At 37.0% G+C, this 23,356-nt stretch carries 13 protein-coding genes and 2 pseudogenes; 8 read left to right on the top strand and 7 right to left on the bottom strand.

What is annotated here, in order from left to right; translation table 11 throughout:
* A pseudogene (locus tag AC0UA9_RS16270) lies at positions 1 to 202 on the top strand (IS1634 family transposase); the annotation flags it as partial.
* A gap of 314 nt (positions 203 to 516) precedes the next feature.
* Here the strand turns inward: AC0UA9_RS16270 and AC0UA9_RS16265 are convergent.
* The 4 genes from AC0UA9_RS16265 to AC0UA9_RS16250 all read right to left on the bottom strand — a co-directional run bounded on the left by AC0UA9_RS16265 (position 517) and on the right by AC0UA9_RS16250 (position 8,024).
* Positions 517 to 1,179, bottom strand: coding sequence for a bifunctional 4-hydroxy-2-oxoglutarate aldolase/2-dehydro-3-deoxy-phosphogluconate aldolase (locus AC0UA9_RS16265; RefSeq protein WP_475661642.1), 663 nt, complete (start codon positions 1,177 to 1,179; stop codon positions 517 to 519).
* 60 nt (positions 1,180 to 1,239) lie between these two features.
* Positions 1,240 to 2,544 carry an MFS transporter gene (locus AC0UA9_RS16260; protein WP_475661639.1) on the bottom strand — a complete coding sequence of 435 codons (1,305 nt, stop codon included), beginning with the start codon at positions 2,542 to 2,544 and terminating at the stop codon, positions 1,240 to 1,242.
* A 21-nt stretch (positions 2,545 to 2,565) separates the two neighbouring features.
* Positions 2,566 to 3,720 carry a mandelate racemase/muconate lactonizing enzyme family protein gene (locus AC0UA9_RS16255; protein ID WP_475661635.1) on the bottom strand — a complete coding sequence of 385 codons (1,155 nt, stop codon included), beginning with the start codon at positions 3,718 to 3,720 and terminating at the stop codon, positions 2,566 to 2,568.
* 1,100 nt (positions 3,721 to 4,820) lie between these two features.
* Positions 4,821 to 8,024 (bottom strand): FG-GAP-like repeat-containing protein, encoded by a 3,204-nt coding sequence (locus tag AC0UA9_RS16250; protein ID WP_475661632.1) that lies wholly within the window; start codon positions 8,022 to 8,024, stop codon positions 4,821 to 4,823.
* Positions 8,025 to 8,587: 563 nt separating this feature from the next.
* Between AC0UA9_RS16250 and AC0UA9_RS16245 the strand changes: the two genes are divergently transcribed.
* The 3 genes from AC0UA9_RS16245 to AC0UA9_RS16235 all read left to right on the top strand — a co-directional run bounded on the left by AC0UA9_RS16245 (position 8,588) and on the right by AC0UA9_RS16235 (position 13,576).
* Positions 8,588 to 8,737 (top strand): hypothetical protein, encoded by a 150-nt coding sequence (locus tag AC0UA9_RS16245; RefSeq protein WP_475661630.1) that lies wholly within the window; start codon positions 8,588 to 8,590, stop codon positions 8,735 to 8,737.
* Between the two features lie 762 nt (positions 8,738 to 9,499).
* Positions 9,500 to 10,984 carry a winged helix-turn-helix domain-containing protein gene (locus AC0UA9_RS16240; RefSeq protein ID WP_475661628.1) on the top strand — a complete coding sequence of 495 codons (1,485 nt, stop codon included), beginning with the start codon at positions 9,500 to 9,502 and terminating at the stop codon, positions 10,982 to 10,984.
* Positions 10,985 to 11,197: 213 nt separating this feature from the next.
* Positions 11,198 to 13,576, top strand: coding sequence for an alkaline phosphatase D family protein (locus AC0UA9_RS16235; RefSeq protein WP_475661627.1), 2,379 nt, complete (start codon positions 11,198 to 11,200; stop codon positions 13,574 to 13,576).
* 383 nt (positions 13,577 to 13,959) lie between these two features.
* Here AC0UA9_RS16235 and AC0UA9_RS16230 read toward each other — a convergent pair whose 3' ends face one another.
* Both AC0UA9_RS16230 and AC0UA9_RS16225 read right to left on the bottom strand, forming a co-directional pair.
* Positions 13,960 to 15,534 (bottom strand): MFS transporter, encoded by a 1,575-nt coding sequence (locus AC0UA9_RS16230; RefSeq protein ID WP_475661624.1) that lies wholly within the window; start codon positions 15,532 to 15,534, stop codon positions 13,960 to 13,962.
* Between the two features lie 223 nt (positions 15,535 to 15,757).
* Positions 15,758 to 16,528 carry an IclR family transcriptional regulator gene (locus tag AC0UA9_RS16225; protein WP_475661620.1) on the bottom strand — a complete coding sequence of 257 codons (771 nt, stop codon included), beginning with the start codon at positions 16,526 to 16,528 and terminating at the stop codon, positions 15,758 to 15,760.
* 808 nt (positions 16,529 to 17,336) lie between these two features.
* On the opposite strand from AC0UA9_RS16225, the gene AC0UA9_RS16220 reads away from it, so the two are divergent.
* From AC0UA9_RS16220 to aldA, 4 genes are all read left to right on the top strand, one after another.
* Positions 17,337 to 18,449 (top strand): mandelate racemase/muconate lactonizing enzyme family protein, encoded by a 1,113-nt coding sequence (locus AC0UA9_RS16220; RefSeq protein WP_475661619.1) that lies wholly within the window; start codon positions 17,337 to 17,339, stop codon positions 18,447 to 18,449.
* Between the two features lie 12 nt (positions 18,450 to 18,461).
* Positions 18,462 to 19,484 (top strand): zinc-dependent alcohol dehydrogenase, encoded by a 1,023-nt coding sequence (locus AC0UA9_RS16215; RefSeq protein ID WP_475661616.1) that lies wholly within the window; start codon positions 18,462 to 18,464, stop codon positions 19,482 to 19,484.
* Positions 19,485 to 19,520: 36 nt separating this feature from the next.
* Positions 19,521 to 20,285: a 2,5-didehydro-3-deoxy-L-galactonate 5-reductase gene (locus tag AC0UA9_RS16210; RefSeq protein ID WP_475661644.1), complete on the top strand. Its 765-nt coding sequence runs from the start codon at positions 19,521 to 19,523 to the stop codon at positions 20,283 to 20,285.
* A gap of 83 nt (positions 20,286 to 20,368) precedes the next feature.
* A complete protein-coding gene (gene aldA, locus AC0UA9_RS16205; protein WP_475661614.1) occupies positions 20,369 to 21,817 on the top strand; it encodes an aldehyde dehydrogenase in 1,449 nt (482 codons plus the stop codon).
* 1,144 nt (positions 21,818 to 22,961) lie between these two features.
* On the opposite strand, the pseudogene AC0UA9_RS16200 reads toward aldA, so the two are convergent.
* A pseudogene (locus AC0UA9_RS16200) lies at positions 22,962 to 23,231 on the bottom strand (hypothetical protein); the annotation flags it as partial.
* Positions 23,232 to 23,356 lie beyond the last annotated feature (125 nt).

Genomic DNA, 23,356 nt, shown 5'->3' with positions numbered 1-23,356 from the left:
GTTAAAGGCTCAATCAGTGTATTTCCCCAACTTAAAATACAAGCCGAGTCAAAACCCAACCGCTCGTTGGGTGTTCTTTTGTTTTCAAGGTATTCATGTATTAACGATTAGTGGTGGGCAGCAATTAGTCCTCAATGTGGAGGAGAGGAACAGCATTATCATAAATTGCATGGGCAGCATTTATCAGGAAATTTATTCCTAAAACTGGTGCGGAATGTCGGTTACAGGCTCGTTGCTTTTAATTATATTCTTAAAATAAAGCAGAATTTTAGGTTTCTTATGACGACAATGGAAAATTATCACATATTGTAAAATCACAACAACTTACCTGAATTACCTTGAACTCTTTTGGTATTCTTGTAGGCTTATCTTAGCAATATTTTTACTCATAAAAAAAGTGCTACACCTACTATATCTACAGTGTTATAGCACTTATTAAGCTGTTGTCTAGCTTTTAGAGACAGATATCCGTATCAGTTTGCTAAACAGGTGTTTTTTAATTTTACTGCAAGTCACTTATTTATTTTTAGGTAGTTTAGCAACGTACTGCTTAACTTTATTAATAAGTGTCTGTTCTTCTTCAATAGTGTTTGCTGCTTGTGTCATATCATTACCAACGCCTACACCAATGGCGCCAGCTTCAAACCATTCTTCAATATTATCAATATTAACGCCGCCTACGGGCATCAGAGGAATATTTGAAAACGGACCTTGTAAATCTTTAAAGTACTTAATACCTATTGATCCCGCTGGGAATACTTTAATAAAATCAGCTTTGAATTTAATACACTTTGTAATATCTGTTGGTGTTAAAGCGCCCATTAAAACGGGTACACCATGTGTATGAGCAATTTTAACAATTGATTTATCGGTATTAGGAGTAACTAAAAATTGCGCGCCAGCTTGAATGGCTTTTTTGGCTAATGTTGTGTTAATAATGGTACCTGCACCAATTAATACCTCAGGGTGCTTCTGTCTTGCATTACTGATCTCGTCCAAAAATCCGGGTGTGTTTGAAGTGATTTCTAATGTTTTGACTCCGCCTGTAACTAAACAACGAACAACTGATGCCACTTCACTCTGTTTTGCTAAACGAATAATGGCAACAAGCTGGCTCGCTTGTATATCTTCTGTTATTTGAGAGCGTTGACAATTGTTTTTATCTAATTTTTTATTCATTCTTTGTCCTAAAAATTTAATTAAATTTTTGCTTTTAAGATATATTGACGTTGACTTAAATTATTTTTTATCTATCGTTTCAATTTTTCCGACTAGGAAAAGATATGAGCATGACCCAATTACCGCTAAACAGGCAATAAATGCAAGGGCTGGTTTAAAGTCACCATCGTTGGCAAGTACACCAATAATAATAGGAACAGTCACTGCAGAAAGACCACCAATAGCATTAAAACAGCCCCCAACTAAGCCAACAAGATTTTTGGGGGCAAGCAGTGAAACAAAGACCCAAGCGATCGAGGCTAAACCATTTCCAAAAAATGCAATTGATAAAAATGTAATAACCCAGAAGGTATCGTCAGTGTAATTTGCGCCAACAATACTGATTGTTAATAACATTCCTATTACAATAGGCGCCTTACGAGATAGCTCTTTAGATATTCCTTTTTTCACTAAATAGTCAGAAGTAAACCCTGAAATTAATACACCACAAAAAGCAGCCAAGAAAGGAACTGAAGCTAAAAAACCTGATTTAATAAAGTCTAAACCACGATATTCAACCAAATAAGTTGGAAACCAGGTTAAGAAAAACATTAATGTTCCACCTAAACAGAATTGACCAATATATATTCCCCAAAGTTTTTTATTGGTAAAGGCTGATTTAAAATCTGCTTTGGTATATTGTTTTTTAGGCTCAACCTTATCTATTTTCTGATCAGACGCTATCAATGCCAATTCTTCTTTATTGATAGTTTTATGATCTTGTGGATCGCGATAAAAAATGTACCAAATAATAGCCCAAACAATACCAATTAAACCTGAAATTATAAATAAACCACGCCAACCAAAACTACTTTGAATAAGTGCTAATACAGGCATAAGAAAGGCCAAACCAATAAATTGACCAGAAGTATATACAGCAATTGCTGAAGCTCGTTCATTTTCAGGAAACCAAGTAGTGACTATTTTATTGTTACAAGGATATGAGGGCGCTTCAAATACACCTATTACCATTCTACACCCTATTAACGCGGTAAATGAGCTAACTAGCCCTTGTATTAAGGTTGCTAAAGACCAAGCAGTTAATATGAAAGGATAGAGAATTCGTGTTTTTACTAGATCAACAGCCACTCCTCCAGGAATTTGTAAAATAGAGTAAGTCCATCCAAATGCAGAAAATAATAATCCCATTTGAATTGCACTTAAGTTTAATTCATCAGAAAGAGCCGAGGCGGCTACAGATAAATTAGTTCTATCCATATAATTGATTACAACACTAATAAAAATAAGTGTTAAAACCTGAAACCTTTTTTTTGTTGGTACTACATTCGAGTTAATTGACGGAGAGCTTTGGTTAATGTTTGACATATGATTATCTCTTTTCTAATTTTACCAATTTGTATATGAACCATCGTTTTTGTGTAAACGAGGTGGCTCCCAAAATTTAAATGAAAGGTTTTTAATTAAGTGCTCATTGACATCAATACCTAAACCGGGACAATCAGACACTTTAAACACATTATCTTCAACCAAAGGTCGTCCAATAAAGAATTTGTCATAGTCGCTCATATCACCATCATAAGGAGGCAACTCTAACCAAGCCATATTATTAATAGATGCACAATAGTGAATTGATGCAGCTGCACATATAGGACTTAGTGGGTTATGAGGCATCATGTCTATATAGTGAGTTTCACACATCCCCGCTATTTTCATCCCTTCTGTGAATCCGCCCGCATTGCATATATCAATTCGTGCAAAATTAGTTAAGGCAGTCTCGGTATACGGGGCAAAATCCCACTTACTAGTAAATTCTTCGCCAATAGCAAATGGAACGTTACACATACTTCTTAGAGCTTGATATGCTTGAGGAGACTGAACCCTAATAGGCTCTTCAATAAAGTCTAAGGTACCTTTTGGCATGCGGTCGATAAAAGAGACCGTTTCTGCTACAGATAAACGATGGTGATAATCAATACCTAGGGTAATTTCACTACCAATAGCTTCTCTTGCCTTGGTTAACCAGGTTGAGGTATCTATAATAGATTGACGAGGCTCAAATTCTTCTGATTTTTTTGGGTTACCATGTATACCTGTGGTTGCTCTTATAACATCCCACCCTTGTGATTTAAGCTGCTGCATTTCATCAATAAGTTCAGGCCCCATTGATTGCACTGCTGTTGCGAAGAGTGGAATTTTATCTCGTTGTTTACCTCCTAACAATTGATACACAGGAATATTTAAAGCCTTACCGACTAAATCATGTAATGCAATATCAATTGCGGATATTGCAGCGGCAAGTACGCGACCACCTTCGAAATATTGTCCTCGGTACATTTCTTGCCAAAGAGCCCCTATCTGCATAGGATTTTTGCCTATAAGAAATTCTTTAAAGTGTTCAACAGCCCCCATCACAGCCTGTTCACGCCCAGATAAACCTGATTCACCCCAACCATAGAAGCCTTCATCAGTTTCAACCTTAACTAGGCAAACATTTCTAAAGCCAGCCCAAAAGCCATAAGCCTTTATATTTACTATTTTCATAAAACTCCCGTACGTCTAACTAAAACTTAATGATTTATACCCGTTACCAGGTTTCAGAATGCTCAAATGCTTCTACGATTTGTTTAAAGTGTCGTTATACCGTGTAAACAAAGTAAATATAGACTGACTATGTTGACCTAAAGGTACTTTAATTCCCACTGAAAACCCTACACTTTGAATGACAACGGATATATATGCTAGTGCATATTATTAAACCTTAGATCGGTTTAATAGATCCTCTCTAATAGCTACTTTTTCTACTTTCATCGTTATATTTACTTGCAATAGACTAGCTAATGACGCGAAATTTTCATTAAAAGTAAAAAACTATCAAGTTAGAGAGCCACCTCCAAAAATATTATTAAATATTTCAATAGATTAAAAACATCTTAAACCGATTTCAGGTTAATAAATTGTTTAAACACCTAGAGTTGTTGATCTTTCGAGATTACTTTTGCAGCAAATTGTTTGGTCTTCTTTGTATTTATTAATAGCAGGCAAGAGCATGTATCTGGCTACATGAATATGCGATAACGCTATATATATTGAAACAAGTGCTGTCTTTAGGTTCATTTAAAATGAATTTACTTAATGTTGCTCACTATTTAATTAGAGTGACTAGTTCTCGAAGTAGTAAGTAAAACTCGTGGCATGATTAAATTCGTATTAAATTGAATAAATTTAACTCAGAAAGATCAACTTTTCCTTTTTTAGTGTTCTATTACTCTATTATTGCACATAATAAGATAATTATTAAACATTTTGTTGAGGGAGGTAAAATTACTAAGAAATTAAATATAAAAGAATAGGTTTATTGAATTTTCAGGATTAAATATTAATTGAAAAAATAAAGATAATGCTTGATTTTTTTGTAGGTATTAACGGTAGGTGGGGGGGTAATAGTTAACTTGAACTTAGTTTAATAATCTTTTCTAGTAGCTATTTCTCTAGGATCTGTTGAACTTTCGAGATTACTTTTCCAAACTAATATATACAATTTTAAAAGCGTTATTAGTTTCCAATCATTCTATTTAAATAGATATTAAAGCGCTTAAAATAGAGGCATCGGATAAAAGTATTTATCCGATGCCTCTAGTTATTTAATTTTGGACACGTTCTTTAATAGTTATTGGATAAATTTCGTGTTTATAAGATTCGCCATCACTGGCGGTAAAAGAAACATTTAAATAATAAAAATGACCTGCGGGTAGCTCTGCTGAAGGCGTCAACCCTTTAAGAGAAAAAGTCATACTCGAATTACCAGATTCCGTATTTAAAGCGCTAGCATCAGTTTTTACGGTATCTTTTGCGGGTATCCATTTATATTTAAATTCGCGAAGCCAATAACGAATACCTCCTTCGTCGGCTGAGATCACGGTATTGCCAGTTCCTGCATGATAATGAGTATTTAGTGTGATTTTATCGCCAACAACAAAGACGGCATTTTTAATCGCTTGTTCATCAACAATTTCAATATAGGGTTCAACTCTTGGTACTATTGTTAATTGAATCTCATCACTTATAAGTGGATTGCTTTGTGAGGTTGCTTTAATGCTAACTTGACCTGCTTTAAGTGTTTTAACTACTCCCATGGCTGTCACAGTGGCAATGTTTTCGTTGCTACTTGTCCAGACAAGCATTTTATTATCAGCATCATTTGGCAATATGCTTGTCTTAAGTGCTAAATTGTCTCCGGCAATTAGCTCAGTAAGCTTGGTAGAAAAAGATACTGATTCAATTGGTTTGGCATACCATTTAGTAATGTTGAGTTGGTGCGCTGTTATTAGTTTGTTGGCGGGACTTTTTGCCGAAATAATTGCGGATTGAGCAATATTACCTACCGCTTTGGCTATACCATGTTTATCAATTGTTATAACTGAGCTGTCACTTGAAGACCATTCAATATTTTTATCAGCATTTTTAGGCGTTAACTCAGCAGTAAAGGGAACTGAAGTTCCTTGTCTGATCTCTTTGACAGCAGGTTTAATTTCAATAGTAAGCGGATCTAATTTATCGGTTTTAAATAGTTGGTTGGCTTTCTTATTTTTAATGGTGATTGTTTCACCATTACGCCACCTTACTTGAATACTTTCAATTTCGTTTTCTTGGCCTAGACCAAAATGAACAATGTTAAGTAGGCTTTGTGAGAAAATAGCGCCCGCTGAGCCGACCCGTTTACGGTAGGTGCTCGTTGCCGTTTTTAAAACAACTTCAGCAGATATTGCATCAACGTTAGCTTTGGGAGAATAACCCACATTAACAAGCGCATAGTTATTATTTTTTCGTGTAGATGCTGACTTAGACGTTTTATTAGGTGATAGGCCAGTCGCGTTTCCTGTTTGATCAATTTGACTGTTTTTATACAAATACCATTCGCCATCTTCGCTACCATTAAGCAAATCAAGGTGACCATCTAAATCAAAATCAAATGCTTGCCCCATATCACCATTACCCGGGCCGCCAACATCATTAGCGCCATGCATTGTGGTTGCTTCAAAATATCCTTTACCTGTATTTAACAACATGACATCTGAAATTCTTTTGCCGATTAAGCCCCAACGATATATAAATAAATCTTGATAGCTATCATTATTGAAATCTCCTGTAGTGACACCTAAGGCATTACCCCCTTTAGGAATGTTCCACTCTTGGGTTACGTCAACAAATTTACCATTGTCGTTACGTAGCAATACATCAGTAATGTTTCTATTCTCAGGTTCAAAGTCAAGCTCAACTTCATTAATGCCTGACAAACTAAACTTAAAAGTCCAAAAAATATCTCCATTGCGGACTAATGCCGATTTCCATCTACCTTTCCCGTCATATTGTTTTCCAATATATCCAAAATATACACCATCGGTTGAAATATCCTCTGGCCAACCTTGCGCTTGTTCAGGATTAATATCAAGTTCTTCTCCAGGTTGTAGTACGAAAGGTGATTTTTTACTACCAAGAAAAATAGGATAATCTTTGCCTCTAAAAGAACCTTGAGTAAGGTAGTTATACTGATGGAGTTTTATCGTACCTTCTGCTATAAATTCAAAAACATCGACACCTTTATAACCTCGCGGTTTAATCGAAAACTCTTTAGTTATTGGGTCGTGGTCAACAGAGGGAGCTTCACCATAGCCATGTTCAAATACTTTACCTCTAGCGAGGTATAGATCAAAGTCTCCATCATTGTCTATATCAATATCTGTTATCGCCATAATGTCATTCATTTTGGTCACATGAGATGGAATTTTATGTGTGACTTCTGTAAAGGTAAAGTCACCGTTGCCTTGCCATATTGTTAAAGGGCTATAAAGGATCACATCATCAATATTATCGTTATTAATATCAGTAATTAGCGCTCTTGAAGGTTCTTGGTCTTGTAAACCTTCAATTGGCGTATATTCAAATGTGCCATCACCTAGATTTTTATAAAAGAAATGTTGTGGTTTAGTATGAGTGAGGCTTGCTTCGTTTATTAGCATTAAATCAAGATCGCCATCAAGATCCATGTCAGACCATTTAGCCCCTCGACCTCGGCCACCCCTATCAATGTTTACGTCACCAGTATGGAGGATAAATTTTCCGTTACTATTTTTATAAAAAAGCGCTTTAGATGGGTTAGTTCCGTTGCCACCACCCATGGTTAACACCAAGTCTAAATCACCGTCGTTATCATAGTCACCCATTGCTGTACCATGAAGGTCGTGCATAAACCAACGAGATAAATCTTTATTGTGTTTAGTTACTGTACCATCACCATTATTCCAATAGAGCTTACTACTTTCTTTATTATGATTATTGACGATAAAGTCATAATCACCATCTTGATCAATATCGGCTATAGTCGGCCCTCCATATTTGATTGAGCTCACTTTATCGATACCTGCTTTTTCCGAAATATCATCAAAAGCGGGTATAGATAATTCGTCTATGTCTTCAAACGTTAAACGGTTAAGCGTTAGTGCAGCATTAAGCGTTTTTATGGTGAGTTTTGTTGTGCCTAATGTATCAAACTTAACGAGTGCGTTGACTTCTTGATTACCAGAATGCGGAATATTAATATTATCTATCAATAATTTATTATCGGAATATAAACTTATATTGGCGTAGTTTTCTGGATTGCTAACATCAAATGTCACCCGTTTTAGCAAACTACCTTTAATGTGGTAATTAACCTCAAGCGGGGTTGATGGCTCAATTTGCGTAGGATTTGTGATAAGACCTATGCCAGAACACGCGGCAAGTGATAACGTTATGATTAAAAAAACGCCTGCTTTTATATTAAAGAAGCGTTGTAATTGATGCAGCATACAGGATAACCCATGAATAATTGTTTATTGTTTACAATTTATATCTGTAAATCAAACAATAGTCCATTTAAATTTACTTAATTTTAAGGTTTTGCATTGTTAATTGTTTACAGATTGTGCGGTTCGTTGTGTTAAGAATAAATTTTACAACAAAATGAGCTAATGTTATGGATAAGCGTATTTGGGTTTAATTAACCATTTAAGTGAATATATTTAATTAGTTAACAAGTAGGTTGGGGAATAACGTGAAATTTAGCACTTTAGGGTTGTGTTTATTAATAATGGTCAATGGCACTTATGTATTTGCACATGAGTTTTTAGAACAAAATGTTTATTCACAATAACTAACATTGTTAAAAAAGCATTATTCTCCCAGTGTTGTATCGTGATAATAAAAAGCTAATTGTACTATAGGAGCTACAAGAGCGTGTGATGAGTGGCACGAGTTTAGGTGATATTCACAAAGGTTATGACTAGCTAGTTTAACTACGATTACATGTCGGGTGAACACTTAAATCAAAACGCAGTAATAGGTGGCGCTTCTCGATTATGGTTTGGTCCAGATGCAAAGCAAGTTTTCTTTATTCTTTGAACCCGAAACAGTGCTTTTTCCTAAAAATATTCGTGTGCCTGATGCTGTTCCAATTATTTCTTTTGATGTTGTAGAACAAAGCGTTGAGCAAGTAATTTTCAAAAAACAATTGAAGTTATAAAACTATCAATAAACTCTATTTATTGTTGACAGTTAACTGTAATTAAAACACTATGGTTAATATGAAATGAATGGTATTAAACACGCATAACAGTTGAATGATGTATAAGAAATTAAAGGTATCAATGTGAAATAGCTTTTTATTGTAGTGATGTTATTATGTGCTGGTCTTAATGTTAACGCAGAAGATTGGGATAGTATTCTAGTGCCTGCTGATGCTGGAGAAGGTAAAGTATGGCAGATCTAGTTATTATCAGATGATTTTAATTATGAAGCGAGTACCCATGAGAAGAGTGATGAATTTTCTTCTCGTTGGGATGAAGGCTTTATTAATGCATCGAAAGACCCCAGAATGACCCTTTTTTCAGGTGATCATGCTTTTGTTACTAATGCATGTTGAACCTAACAATGAACCGTAAGCCGGCTACTAAAAATGTATATACTGGCGCAATCCGCTCAAATGAAACCGTCAATTACCGCTTTATTTAGAAGCACGAGTCAAAATAACTAATTTGACACTCGCTAATGCATTTTGGTTCTTGAGTGCAGACTCCACCCAAGAAATTGACGTTATTGAAAGTTATGGTAGTGATATAGCAGGGTAAGAGTGCTTTGATGGCCGAATGCACCTTAGTCACCATGTGTTTATTCGAGAACCATTTCAATCTGGATATTTTAATAATATTTAGCCTATAACGAATTTGTTATCGGTATTATCTATCTAGGTTTTATTTTTCAGCTTTGAATTGAAAGGTGTAATATCTTGAGTATTAAGTATATTGGTCACGATTATGTTATTAATTGCCAAGATTATAGTGTCACTATTTTAGGAAAACGTGAAATTATACGCCCTAAAACCTTTCAATTACTCTGTGCGCTTATTGAAAAGCCGGGTGATGTTGTCGATAAACAAACCTTGTTAGCTGAAATATGGGATGACGTTAATGTAGATGAGCAAGTTATTTTTCAATCCATCGCCGAGCTTCGTAAACTCTTTGGTAATATAAAAGTTATTCAAACTCACCCTCGAAAAGGATATAGCTGGGTTGCCGATGTTGAAAAAGAAGACTTTCAATCCGACGTCAAGCCTTCGTTAACACCTCAAACCCTATCTAAAAAATTAAACAATAAAAAAAATACGTTGTTGTTTGTCGGGGCTATCATTGTTTTGCTATTTGCTTGGGTAATCTATTTATTTACCAACAACACAGCATCACCTTCAGATAACAAAGGTACAATTTTTATTTTACCGACAAAAAATACCAATATGGAGCCACAGCTTGATTGGATGTCGGTCGGGATTATGGATGCATTAATCTCACAAGCCGTTGATCACTCCAAAATTATGACATTAGATTATGTATTAATGTCTATGCGAAATGCCAACATGGATAGAAATTACGATGAAGCGCAAATAGCCAGACTATCTAAAATCACGGGTGCAGATATTATTGTTGAATCGCAGATCAGTCGAAGAATAGGTGAATACCAGCTGATTTATAAACTGCATTATATTAATAACGTTAAGCGTGGAGTTTTATTTAATAAATCAATAGATCAGCTTACCATCGACTTAGCAGGTATTATTGCAGAACTTACTGAATACCGCATGAAAAATATCAGTATTAACCGTAGTGCCTTTAATCATGAATTATTTATTGAAGCGATCACGCTGTCAGAGCAAGGAAAGGTTGCTTCTAGCATTGAGTTGTTGAAAAGTTTAGTTGCTATTGAGCCGGGTAATATGCCCGCTTATAAATTGCTTATTGACTGGTTACAATTTGATAATAATTTTGAACAAGCGTTAGTGTATAGCACCGCAGCCTTATCTCATTTAAAACAAAATCATTATGATGAAATTAGTTTGTATTATCGCCATGGTTACAATTTATTTCGTCTGAATCAATTTGAACAAGCTTGGGAATACGCTCAATTACTTAATCAACAAACCAATGAGAATAACTCCTATTATCAGGGGGCAAGTGCTAAGTTATCAGGTGAAATATTACTAGCACTAAATAAATCTGAGCCAGCAAAAATAGCTTTTTTTAAGGCGTTAAAACACTTTGAAAGTATTTCTTATTCCATCGGTATGACCACTGTACATTGTTTGCTTGCAGAAGCTGAAAAAAACCAAGGAAACGTCGAGCAACAAAAAATACACCTGCAATTAGCACGAGCAATTGTTGAAAAATATGAAATTCGTGATCTGATAGACTCTTTTAGAATTGAACTGGAGTTTCCATAAACGCTAGCGTTACGAGCATTTTAGATTTTTTTAGAAAATTTCATGACCTTTTTATCAGCTTTTCGCGTAGTTTCAATTATCTTGCGTAAAATTCTTGTTAGGTGTATTTGGTTTAAAGCGATATCGTAAAAGTTAAATCAACCGTATTTTGATGTGAATAAAAATGAAGTTACTGTCGTAGCATCCTTTTTTTAATAAATTTTAAAGTAAATCATGGATAAAAAACTTTCTCGTCGTTCAGCACTGAAATTTGTCGCAGCGGGTGTTGCCACGGCAGGTGTTACTAGCTGTGCAAATATAGCGGCTCTCAAAAACAAAAATACTGAAGCGGCTAAAACAGCTATTGAACCGACAAAAGATAATTGGCAAAACATGCATGATAGAATTTGGCTTGGCGGAGAATACTGGGCCAACCCAATGGAAGATTGGCGTGTTATTGATGGAGGTGCTGAGTGTTTGAGTCGGGGCGGAAATCGCAGTGTGCATTCATTAACACATCAATTAACACATCTTGAGAACGGTTTTGATATTTCTGTGCAATTACGTCGTTTAGAGCAACATGCAAATGATGGTGGCGCTGGAATTCGCCTAGGTGCTCGCAGTGATATAAATGAATACCGCAGTAATTGTTTTGTGCAAAACGGCTATGATCTGGGTATTAAAAATAATGCGTTGGTATTAGGTGATAAGAGTACAGCCTTAACCAATGGCATTAATGATCAAGATGTTAAGTTGCATTTAACGGCAAGACTTCAGCTAGGAGCTATGGCACTGACCTTAACCGCATCGCTTGCAGAGACGAACCAAATTATTGCTCAGCTAGAAAACTTAGCACCTGTCGATGACTTACGCGGCAATGTTGCGTTAGTGAGTAATTTTTCTATTGGAGCATTAGAAGTGCCAAATGCCTCTGAGAATAAGTTAGGTTGTCGTTATCGTTTTAGCCAATGGACTATGCAAGGCGAAGCCTTTTCGGTTAATGAACAACAAAAATTTGGCCCTATTTTATGGACTATGTACACCTTAAGTGATTCACGTAGCTTAGACGGTTTTGTGATGAACCTTAGTGCGCTCACAGGTCCTATGGGTGAAAAGGACAACAAAACCCTTGCACTTCAAATAGAAGAAAAAGGAACTTGGATAACACTAGGGACACAAAAATTAGATACGGATGCATGGGTTGCTACCTTCCGTATTCCCAATTGGGATGAAAAATCTGCGAAAGAATATCGCGTTGTTTACCTTGAAAAACAACGTGATGGTAGCGAAAAACCCGATGTTTATGGCGGTACAATTCAAGCCAACCCAGTTGGTCGAAAAATGCGTATGGCTTCATTAACTTGCCAAAATGATTACGCATTTCCTTATGAGCCAGTAGTAAATAATGTTGTCAATATGAAACCTGATTTGGTTTTTTTCTCTGGTGACCAATTATATGAAAGTCACGGTGGTTTTGGTGTTATTCGAGCGCCAGCTGCGCCTGCGATACTTAATTATTTACGTAAATTTTATCAGTTTGGTTGGGCATTTGGTGAGGCAATGCGCAATCAGCCAACAGTTTGTTTACCGGATGATCACGATGTATTACAAGGTAATTTATGGGGAGAAGGTGGCGCACCTATGCCACAAGAAGCCCTTGAAAATAATCATGTGGATAAAACAGGTGGTTATATTGAGCCGATGCGTATGCTAAACGTAGTTCATAAAACGCATACTGCACATCATATGGCTCCTGATGATCCAAAACCGTCTAAATGGGGCTTACATGTCTATCATGGTGAGATGGTTTATGGTGACGTAGGCTTTGCTATTGTTGCTGATCGGCAGTGGAAAAGTGGCCCAGAGCATTTAAATATTATTGTCGGTACGTCAGGGCAAGAAGAAGAACCAAACTTTTTTAATCCTGCTTACGATCACCCTGAACTTAACTTATTGGGTAAACGCCAAGAGGACTTTTTAGAAAGGTGGAGTAAGGATTGGCGCGGTCATAAGCTTAAAGCATTATTAAGTCAAACCGTTTTTGCCAGCATTGCAACCCACCAATGGAAGTCAGATCATTATCTTAAATATGATTTTGATAGTAATGGTTGGCCTGCAACTGCTAGAAATAGAGCGGTAGAGGCAATACGAGATTCTATGGCATTACATATTTGTGGTGATACCCATCTAGCGAGTATTTCTCAATATGGAGTAGATAAACCACGAGATAGTAACTGGGCATTTTGTTCACCGGCGATAGCAGTTGGTTGGCAACGTTGGTGGGAGCCAGATAGTGTTGGTTTGTTATATCAAAACAGACCAGCGCATGGCTTGAACAATACCGGTGAATACCTTGATAGTTTTGGTAATAAAAATTATGTTTATGCTATTGGTAACCCAATATTTAGTACCGCGACTAATCGTTACGTTGAAGCCCATGAAAAGGCCAGTGGTTTTGGCTTTATTACGTTTGACACAGACGCTAAAACTTATACGTTAGAGGCGTATAAATTTTTAGTTGATGCGACAGATGGCAGTGCTAACAATCAGTACGCGGGGTGGCCTATCACTATTCACCAAAGAGAAAATATGGGTGAAAATATAATAGGTTAATTTCTACGCTTGTTAATAAAACAAAGCCAATGCTATTAATTCATTGCATTGGCTTTTTTGTTTGCCCAGCGAAGCTGGCAAACCTGATAGGTTGAAAGAAGCCTAATCACCCTGACTAAGGGAAAGATAACCCGAATCGCAAGGGCGTAGTTGGCTAACTACTGGGTCTCTGGTCTGAAGGAAGCGATAGGAAGTTAGAGGTACACAACTAACCGTAACCTGCTTCGGCGGTATTGTGGGTAAGCGTCAAAAAAACAATAGCGCAAAACCCGTTTTTTGTTGGGCATAAGCCTCACCCTACTCGATATTATGATTTGTCTTGGTCTGACATGAAAACCGTCCTAAATAAATAGATTATTTAAATAATGATTTAAGTAAAGTGTTTATTTAGGTGATAACTCAAGCTCTATCTCTTCAATGGTCTTGTTTTTTGTTTCAGGTATATTCTTTAAAACAAATACTAAACCAACCAAACTAAATACTATATAGAGAGCAAAAGTATAAGCTGCACCTAATGTTTCTAATTGCCATGGGAAGAACAGTGGTACGATAACGCCACCAAATACACTGGCAATGAAGCCACAAAGGGGGATAGCAAATGCACGTACTTTTGTCGGGAATATTTCTGAGACTAAAATCCATAAAACAGGCCCCATTGAAAAATTAAACGCACACTGAAAACTAATAATTCCGATAAAAACTAATATGCCATTAATATTCGTTGCGGCGCTCATGAGAGCTGTTTCGTTAGCGGTAAATGCGGCAAGTCCAACTTGGTCAATAACGGCTCGCTTGAACGCTAAATCTGAAGAAAACTCTACTCCCATTATTGGTTGTAATAAAGAAAGGTCAATAACACTTTTTAAGCTAGTAACTGATTCAGGTGTTAGTAAATAAGTCGCATTAAAGAAGCCGATAAACACGATGAGTAAGCTAGCTGCACCCCATAATAAACCACCTGCAAAAATTGGACGACGGCCTAACTTATCAACAAACATAATACCTAACACGGTAAATATTAAGCCTATCCCTCCAACAAACATGGTTTGAGAGAATGCTGAAGCAGCACCGCCACCAAGTTGTGAAAATATCATGGGCATGTAGGCCAATACCGCATTCATTCCTGTTAACGCTTGAATCATGGCAGAAACAACACCAATAACCAATGCTGCTCTCATAACAGGGCTAAATAATAGTTTTGCTTGCTCTATAGTACTTAATGAATGGCTATTTTTATCATCGAAGCTTTTTTCAATTTCTTGCAGTTGTTTTTCTAATTCTTCAGGCTCTGTTATTTTAGCCATTACCGCTTTTGTTTGTTCCATTTTACCGTTTAATGCTAACCAACGAGGGCTTTCAGGTAGAACTAAAACACCTAAGAACCATAATACAGCAGGCACAATTTCGAAGCCGAGCATCCAACGCCAAGCCGAACCTTCATTTAATCCTAAGGTTTGTAATGTGTGAGATGAATCTGCTATTACGCCAATAATATAAAAATTCACTAACTGCGCAACGAAAATACCAATAACAATATTAAGTTGGTTCATTCCTACTAATTTACCACGATATTTAGGCGGTGCTATTTCACCTATATACATAGAAGCTACCGAGAGTGAAGAAAAAGCTAAACCGCCAAGTACACGCGACCAGAATAAAAAGTTGGCTGTTGGGGCGTAGGCAGAGCCAATGGCGGAGAGTGAATATAAGCCGGCAATAATTAGCATGGTTTTCTTGCGCCCAATTTTATCACACACTAAACTGGTAAAAATTAAACCTATTAATGCGCCGTAACCTGGGCCAGCCACTAAATTACCTATTTCGATTGCCGATAGGCCAAACTCTATTTTAATAAATTGAATAGTGCCTGAAATTAATACGAGATCTAAACCGAAAACGAAACCGCCAAAAGCGATGATAAATGCAAATAAAAAGGCATTTTTTGTAGGTGATAACATAAATTTAATCTAATTTTTTATAAATATATTATTTCATTCTACCTAAGAAAAATAAATTGACAATTGATTTTTGGATAATGTTAACAATCAACCATATTGAAGGGGAGTATGTAACTGGAACCATTAAAAAGTGGTCATTATTTACGAATGCGTTAAAGGGTTGTCTCAATTAACGGGCAAAAAAAAGTCCAAACATAGGTTTAGGTTTTTATATTTGAAGAACTTAATTTCCCAATTGCTCACATATTTTAGATGCTGTTTCTTTTAATGATTGAATTAATTGGTTTTTAGTTTCTTCATCTCCTAATGTAGAAGTAAGAAGTGAAACAGCTAATGCTGCTATTACTGCACCCGTAGGTTGACCAATGATAGCGGCGCAATCGGTAACGCCCTCTGTTAATTGGCTTTGTCTAAAACAATGACCATCTATTAAAATATTTTCTAGTTGTTGTTCAAGCACTATTTTTTCTTTTTTATTCATTTTAGTGTAGCTCTCGTTACGCTCATAAATGAGTTGTTTCACAGCTTTATTACTGTTTGCTAGTAATACAAGCCCTGAAGTAGTAGCAACTGCAGGAAATAAGGTTCCTTCAGCAATTGAGAGTGAAACAGGAGCATGACTTCTTGCGTGTACGATAACCATTACTTTACTTTGATAAAGAATACTTAAATGTGCGGCATAGCCTGATTGTGCTGAAAAATCCTCCATGATAGGAATAGCAGTTTGGCGTAGTTGATCAATAGGCGATATTTTTCGTGACAGGTTAAAAAGCTTTAACGAAACGCTGTATTTTCCTGAGGTTTCATCACGTATTAAATAACCTCTACTTTCTAAGCCAACCAATACTCGGTAAATTTCATTGGCTGAGCGTTCAATTCCTTGCGCTATTTCTGTTTGTGATAGCGGCACGGCTTTTGAGGCAAGGTATTCTAAAATATCTAGCCCTTTATCAAGTGCAGGTACAGCATACTTATGAGTTTTTTCCGTGCTCATTCTTTTTCCTATAAGTTACTTTTATTGAACGACTGAAAAATAAAGAAATGTTATTTAGAGGTCTTTGAATTATCTTTAGATAATATCTAAAAGGGAACCATTTTTTTGAAAAAGTATATCAATAACTGACTCATTAACAAGTAAATTATACTTGTCACAAATCTAGGTTTATTTATATTTTTATAGAGGTAATTGGTTACTGGCATGACAGATAAAAAACTATAGAATTACGCGGTATTAACTAGGATCACACACGAAGTTTTACGCTGATGACAGCATCTTCCAATACGGCATCAATAGCCCAAAGAACACCACCTTTACGATTAGATATGAGAATATTATTAAGTTCTAATAATACAACTAACAGCTTTTGATGAACAACCGATACTAACTAAGCTGAGATCAAACGCGCATCATGCTCAGCGTCAACGGCCTTTTGTTTCCAGTAATTTGATGTATGGACTATTTTCGTAAATAAAGAAATTGTAGTTTATATACAAGGGCATCATTCTGGCCATAAGCAATGTGGTGCAGGTGGAGAAGATGGTATTTATGGCATTGAAAACCACTTACAGAAAAACGTTTATCTAAGTTATTAATAGAACAGTCGTTTAACCTACTAACACCAGCTAAAGATAAGTCATTAATGTCCAGCTTATATTTAGCCTTTTCCTATTAAATGATTTATACAAAGATCATACCTCGTAAAATTAATTAAATAAAATTTTGTATAAACTTTACAAAACATAAAATCTGATGTAGATTGTTAACAATAAACTGTTTAATTTTTCGTTTGATGGATCTATTAATGAATTTAAATCCCAATACAATAACAGCGGTAGATGTGGAGTATTATCAAGTACCTCTCTCAGAGGTGCTAACAGATGCTAAACATGGTGACCATACCCATTTTGAATTAGTCCTGTGTAAAATTAGTTGTGAAGATGGCACAGAAGGTGTTGGTTACACCTATACCGGAGGTAAAGGTGGGCGAGCTATATATTCATTATTAGCAGATGAATATAAGTCGCTGTTACTTGGTCAGAATGCAAGCCAAATAGAGAAAATTTGGGATGGTATGGAATGGCACTTACATTATGTAGGTCGCGGTGGTTTAGTGAGTTTTGCTATGTCAGCAGTTGATATTGCCTTATGGGATATTCGTTGTAAACGTGAGAACTTACCTTTATGGAAAGTTGCGGGCGGTGCTAATAACACTACGGCTTGTTATGCTGGCGGTATTGATCTTAACTTCTCTCAAGAAAAATTATTAAGCAATATTCAAGGTTATTTAGATAAAGGTTTTAACGCTGTAAAAATTAAAGTAGGAAAGGAAGACTATTTAGAAGATGTAGAGCGTGTTTCAGCTGTAAGAAACCTCATAGGCCCAGAGGTTGTTTTTATGGTTGATGCTAATTATTCATTAACTATAGAAGAAGCAATTGTTTTTGGTAAAGCTATAGAAAAGTATGATATTGCATGGTTTGAAGAGCCAATTATCCCAGATGATTATTTAGGTTATGCAAAAATAGCAGACAATATTAGTATTCCACTTGCTATGGGAGAAAACCTCCACACGCTTCATGAATTTGGTTACGCTGTAGCGCAAGCAAATTTAAGCTATTTACAGCCAGATGCTTCTAATATTGGTGGTATTACAGGCTTTTTGCGTGTAGCCAAAATAGCGAAAGAAAATAACCTACCACTTTGTAGTCATGGTATGCATGAGTTACATGTTTCTCTGCTTGCATCTCAAGCACATGCTGGTTATTTGGAAGTGCATTCATTTCCTATTGACCAATACACAAAATATCCACTCCAGCTAGATGAAAATGGAAGAGCAATAGCTCCTGATGTACCCGGTACAGGCGTTGTCTTTGATGATGCTCTACTGGGTCAATATTTAATTAAACGTTCTTAAGGTAGAAATAAAATGTTCGCAGCACGGTATATAGGTAATAAAGGTTTTGATATTGTTGCAGGTAAAGAGCAAGCGCCCGCAACTGGTGAAGTGAGGCTAAATGTCGGCTATGTAGGTATTTGTGGTACTGATATGCACATTTATCATGGTGTAATGGATCAACGAGTATCAATTCCTCAAACTATTGGTCATGAAATTTCAGGTGTTGTTGCTGAAATTGGGGCAGGAGTAGAAGGTTTTTCTGTGGGTGATAAAGTTGTTGTTCGTCCTTTGGATTGGTGTGGTGAATGTCCCACATGTAATGCAGGTCTTACACACATTTGTCAAAACTTGAAATTCATGGGAATAGATACACCGGGTGCTTTTCAATCAAGCTGGACAGTAAAAGCGCGTACGTTACATAAATTACCTGCCGGCGTTGATTTAAAGCAAGGTGCATTAGTTGAGCCTTTATCGGTAGCGTGTCACGATGTAAATCGTTCACGCCTAAAGTCAGGTGAAAAAGCCGTTGTGTTAGGTGGTGGTCCAATTGGTCAGTTAGTGGCAGCAGTGGCTAAAAGTGTAGGTGCTGAAGTCTTGGTATCAGAGCCAAATGAAAGCCGACGCGCATTTGCTGACGAATTAGGTGTTAAATCAATTAACCCAATAGAACAAGATTTAGCTGCTTATGTAGATGAATGGACAGGTACTAAAGGTGCAGATGTAGTGTTTGAAGTTTCAGGTGTTAAACCTGCAATTGAGGCTATGACGCAAATTGCAGGTCGTCGTGGTCGTATCGTAATGGTTGCTATTCATAGTGAAAAACCTGAAATTGATTTATTTCAATTTTTCTGGAAAGAATTAGAATTATTAGGTGCCCGTGTTTATGAAGCGGCTGACTTTGATTGGGCTATAGACCTGATCGCTTCAGGTCAAATTGATTTAAAACCATTTATCAGTTCAATAAGTCCACTAAGTGATATTGGTAGTGCCTTTGCTAGTATGGATGGTAATCCAGAAGGTATGAAAGCGCTAGTTGAATGTAACGCAGAATAGTTTGATGTAAGAAATAAGGCTTTAAAAATGAACAATATGTTAGAAAAATTTAGTTTAGCAGGCAAAGTTGCTTTAGTTACAGGCTGTAAGCGTGGTATTGGGAAAGGTATCGCTTTAGGTCTTGCCGAAGCTGGCGCAGACATTATTGGTGTATCTGCTAGTTTAGAACTTAAAGGCTCAGATGTTGAAAAAGAAGTAAAAGCATTGGGGCGTAACTTTAAAGGTTACCAATGTGATTTTGGTGATCGTGATGCGCTCTATACTTTTATAAAAGAAGTAAAAGACGACTTTCCTAAAATTGATATTTTAGTGAACAACGCTGGAACAATCTTACGTGCTCCTGCTGCTGAACACGGTGATGATTTATGGGATAAAGTGATCGACGTTAACTTAAATTCTCAATTTATCCTTAGTCGCGAAATTGGTAAAGAAATGGTCAGCCGTGGTGCAGGTAAAGTTATTTTTACTGCTTCACTGTTAACATTCCAAGGTGGTATTACCGTTCCTGGTTATGCAGCCAGTAAAGGCGCTATTGGACAATTAGTAATGGCATTGTCAAATGAATGGGCTGGTAAGGGCGTAAACGTTAATGCTATTGCGCCTGGCTATATAGACACAGATAACACTGAAGCACTTCGCGCTGATGCCGAGCGTAATGCAGCCATTTTAGATCGTATTCCACAAGGTCGTTGGGGAAATCCGGAAGACTTTAAAGGGCCTGCAGTGTTTTTAGCTTCTGAAGCTGCGAGCTATGTTAACGGTGCTATTTTATTGGTAGATGGCGGATGGATGGGTCGATAGATCGTTATCAACCTGATAAAAACTAATTAATCCGATTAATCATAAACAATGTTAATCGGATTTTTTTTCAGTAGGAACTAACTATGAATTTTAAAAATAATGTAAATTTTATCAATGGTGAGTATGTAGCGTCTAAAGCTGATGGCACTATTGACATTTTAAACCCTTCAACAGGAAAAAAAATTGGTGAAATTCCAAAAGGTTGTGCTGAAGATGCACAAATAGCGCTAGAAACAGCTGATATAGCTCAGAAAAAATGGGCTAAGTTAACAGCGCGTACTCGTCAAAATATTTTACGTACATTTGCGAATAAAATTCGAGAAAATAAAGATATTCTTGCACCAATGTTAGTAACAGAACAAGGTAAGTTACTTTCAGTTGCACAAATGGAAGTAGACGTGACTGCAACCTTTATTGATTATGCTTGTGATAATGCGTTAACGATTGAAGGGGATATTCTTCCTTCAGATAATGAAGATGAAAAAATTTATATCCATAAAGTACCACGCGGTGTAGTTGTTGGCATCACTGCATGGAATTTCCCATTAGCATTAGCGGGACGTAAAATTGGCCCAGCACTAATTACCGGTAATTCTATTGTTCTAAAGCCTACACAAGAGACACCACTGGCAACAACTGAGCTAGGTCGTTTAGCCAATGAAGCCGGTATTCCTGCGGGCGTCCTTAATGTTATTAATGGCTCAGGCTCTGTTGTTGGTCAAGCGTTATGTGAAAGCCCGATCACAAAAATGATCACTATGACAGGGTCTACTATTGCAGGTAAACAAATTTATAAAACTTCTGCTGAATACATGACACCAGTAATGTTAGAGCTAGGTGGAAAAGCACCTATGGTAGTAATGGCGGATGCTGATTTAGATAAAGCCGTTGATGCTGCTCTTTGGGGACGTTTTGCTAATTGTGGTCAAGTTTGTACCTGTGTTGAGCGTTTATACGTACAAGAAAGTGTGTACGAAAAATTTATGGAAAAATTTTTACCTGCAGTAAAAGCCCTTAAAGTTGGCGACCCAATGAACCCAGAGACTCAAATGGGCCCCAAATGTAATCAACGTGAAATTGATAATATTGATCATATTGTACAAGAAAGTATCAAGCAAGGCGCTAAAGTGGCTACTGGTGGTAAAGTTGCTTCAGTAGAGGGCTTTGAAGGCGGATGCTGGTACGAACCAACGTTATTAGTTGATGTTGCTCAAAACAATATTGCTGTTCATGAAGAAACATTTGGCCCTATTTTGCCTATCGTTAAAGTTAAAGATATGGATCAAGCGATTGAATTTTGTAACGACAGTATCTACGGCTTAAGTGCCTATATATTTACGGATAACTTCTTTGATATTAACAAAGCGATTAACGAGTTAGAAGTAGGTGAAGTATATATAAACCGTGGTATGGGCGAACAACATCAAGGCTTCCATAATGGTTGGAAACAAAGCGGTTTTGGCGGTGAGGATGGTAAATTCGGTCTTGAGCAATATTTAGAGAAGAAAACAGTTTACCTAATGGAAAAATAGAACATTATTAAACTTATTGTTTAAGTTTCTATTGGAGGGTTACCTCTTTTCTTTCATACTCGCCCCCTTTGTGGATTTAGCCGATAGTAATATTACTATCGGCTTTTTTGTTTGCCCAGCGAAGCTGGCAAACCCGATAGGCTGAAAGAAGCCTAATCACCCTGACTAAGGGGAAGATAATCCGAATCGCAAGGGCGTAGTTGGCTAACGACTGGGTTTGAAGGAAGCGATAGGAAGTTAGAGGTACACAACTAACCGTAACCTGTTTCGGCGGTATTGGTGGGTAAGCGTCCAAAATAGCGCGAAGCCCGATACTTAGTCAGACCAATGCTGTGTTTGAGGGTGGAATTTCTAACAGGGAGTCAGTGTAGTGGCTTATATCAGATAGATGAAGTGAAAACAGGGGTTCTCGCTTCTTATTACTAATTTGAGTGATAAGAAATAGTAAATTGCATGAGCCGTATACGAGGTCCGTACGTACGGTTCTGTGAGAGGAATGAGGCATAAGCCTCACCCTACTCGATGTTTGCCCAGCGAAGCTGGCAAACCCGATAGGCTGAAAGAAGCCTAATCACCCTGACTAAGGGGAAGATAATCCGAATCGCAAGGGCGTAGTTGGCTAACGACTGGGTCTGAAGGAAGCGATAGGAAGTTAGAGGTACACAACTAACCGTAACCTGTTTCGGCGGTATTGGTGGGTAAGCGTCCTAAATAGCGCGAAGCCCGATACTTAGTCAGACCAATGCTGTGTTTGAGGGTGGAATTTCTAACAGGGAGTTTGAGGGTGGAATTTCTAACAGGGAGTCAGTGTAGTAATTGGGGAAGCCTGGCATCTAAACTTAATTTTAGTAAGTGGCCTAAATTCAGAGGAAACTCAAGATTTAGCGTCGGTGTGAGGTGGCAGATGAACCCGTAGTAGTGAGTAAGGCTAGGCCGATGAAAGCCAGTAATGGTGTGGAGGGTAAAACCAAGCCGACTATCAGCAGCGTGTTTGATAGAGTCAATCTTTGCCAAAAGCGTTAATTGATTGCGAAGGGGGGAAGTGATTTATAAATCACTAAAAGTCGTGGGGTTTATATTGGGTCTACGAGTTACCGAATAAGGTAAGGTCTCCTTGATTGGCTAAGGGTGAAACCGGAGTTTTTCAAGTTAGTTGTCGCATCAAGTTAAATTTTATGCCCACCCGCATTTCTTCTTGTTTATCTGGATTTAAATTTACTTCATTGATCATTGTCCAATCTCGAGATTTTCCTGACCAACGACTTGGGTTCTGTAATTTCGCCATTTCATTTACCTGATGACGTTTCGCTAGTATCGCTTTATCTAACCCTAAGTGACGCTGGTTTGGCGTGACAAATTTAATACCGCTGTGTAAGTGTTCATTGTTGTACCAATCTACAAACCCACTAACCCAGGGCAAACGGGTTTAACTTCAGCGTTTAGCTCATAATTAAAGCAATCAAAATGGATCCATTGACCGATCATTTAGATCGTGGCATATAATGGTCTTTGCTTGAATTATTATGACAGAAACCACTA

This window comes from Colwellia sp. F1, from assembly GCF_056238625.1.
The sequence above is the reverse complement of the archived record's forward strand: the minus strand, read 5'-3'. Positions and strand labels throughout refer to the sequence as shown.

Bases quoted from the DNA above. Each gene is read 5' to 3' on its own strand.
- AC0UA9_RS16250 (WP_475661632.1), bottom strand. From the start codon at position 8,024: ATGCTGCATCAATTACAACGCTTCTTTAATATAAAAGCAGGCGTTTTT.
- aldA (WP_475661614.1), top strand. From the start codon at position 20,369: ATGAATTTTAAAAATAATGTAAATTTTATCAATGGTGAGTATGTAGCG.
- AC0UA9_RS16235 (WP_475661627.1), top strand. From the start codon at position 11,198: ATGGATAAAAAACTTTCTCGTCGTTCAGCACTGAAATTTGTCGCAGCG.
- AC0UA9_RS16260 (WP_475661639.1), bottom strand. From the start codon at position 2,544: ATGTCAAACATTAACCAAAGCTCTCCGTCAATTAACTCGAATGTAGTA.
- AC0UA9_RS16215 (WP_475661616.1), top strand. From the start codon at position 18,462: ATGTTCGCAGCACGGTATATAGGTAATAAAGGTTTTGATATTGTTGCA.
- AC0UA9_RS16230 (WP_475661624.1), bottom strand. From the start codon at position 15,534: ATGTTATCACCTACAAAAAATGCCTTTTTATTTGCATTTATCATCGCT.
- AC0UA9_RS16210 (WP_475661644.1), top strand. From the start codon at position 19,521: ATGTTAGAAAAATTTAGTTTAGCAGGCAAAGTTGCTTTAGTTACAGGC.
- AC0UA9_RS16245 (WP_475661630.1), top strand. From the start codon at position 8,588: ATGCAAAGCAAGTTTTCTTTATTCTTTGAACCCGAAACAGTGCTTTTT.
- AC0UA9_RS16255 (WP_475661635.1), bottom strand. From the start codon at position 3,720: ATGAAAATAGTAAATATAAAGGCTTATGGCTTTTGGGCTGGCTTTAGA.
- AC0UA9_RS16220 (WP_475661619.1), top strand. From the start codon at position 17,337: ATGAATTTAAATCCCAATACAATAACAGCGGTAGATGTGGAGTATTAT.
- AC0UA9_RS16265 (WP_475661642.1), bottom strand. From the start codon at position 1,179: ATGAATAAAAAATTAGATAAAAACAATTGTCAACGCTCTCAAATAACA.
- AC0UA9_RS16225 (WP_475661620.1), bottom strand. From the start codon at position 16,528: ATGAGCACGGAAAAAACTCATAAGTATGCTGTACCTGCACTTGATAAA.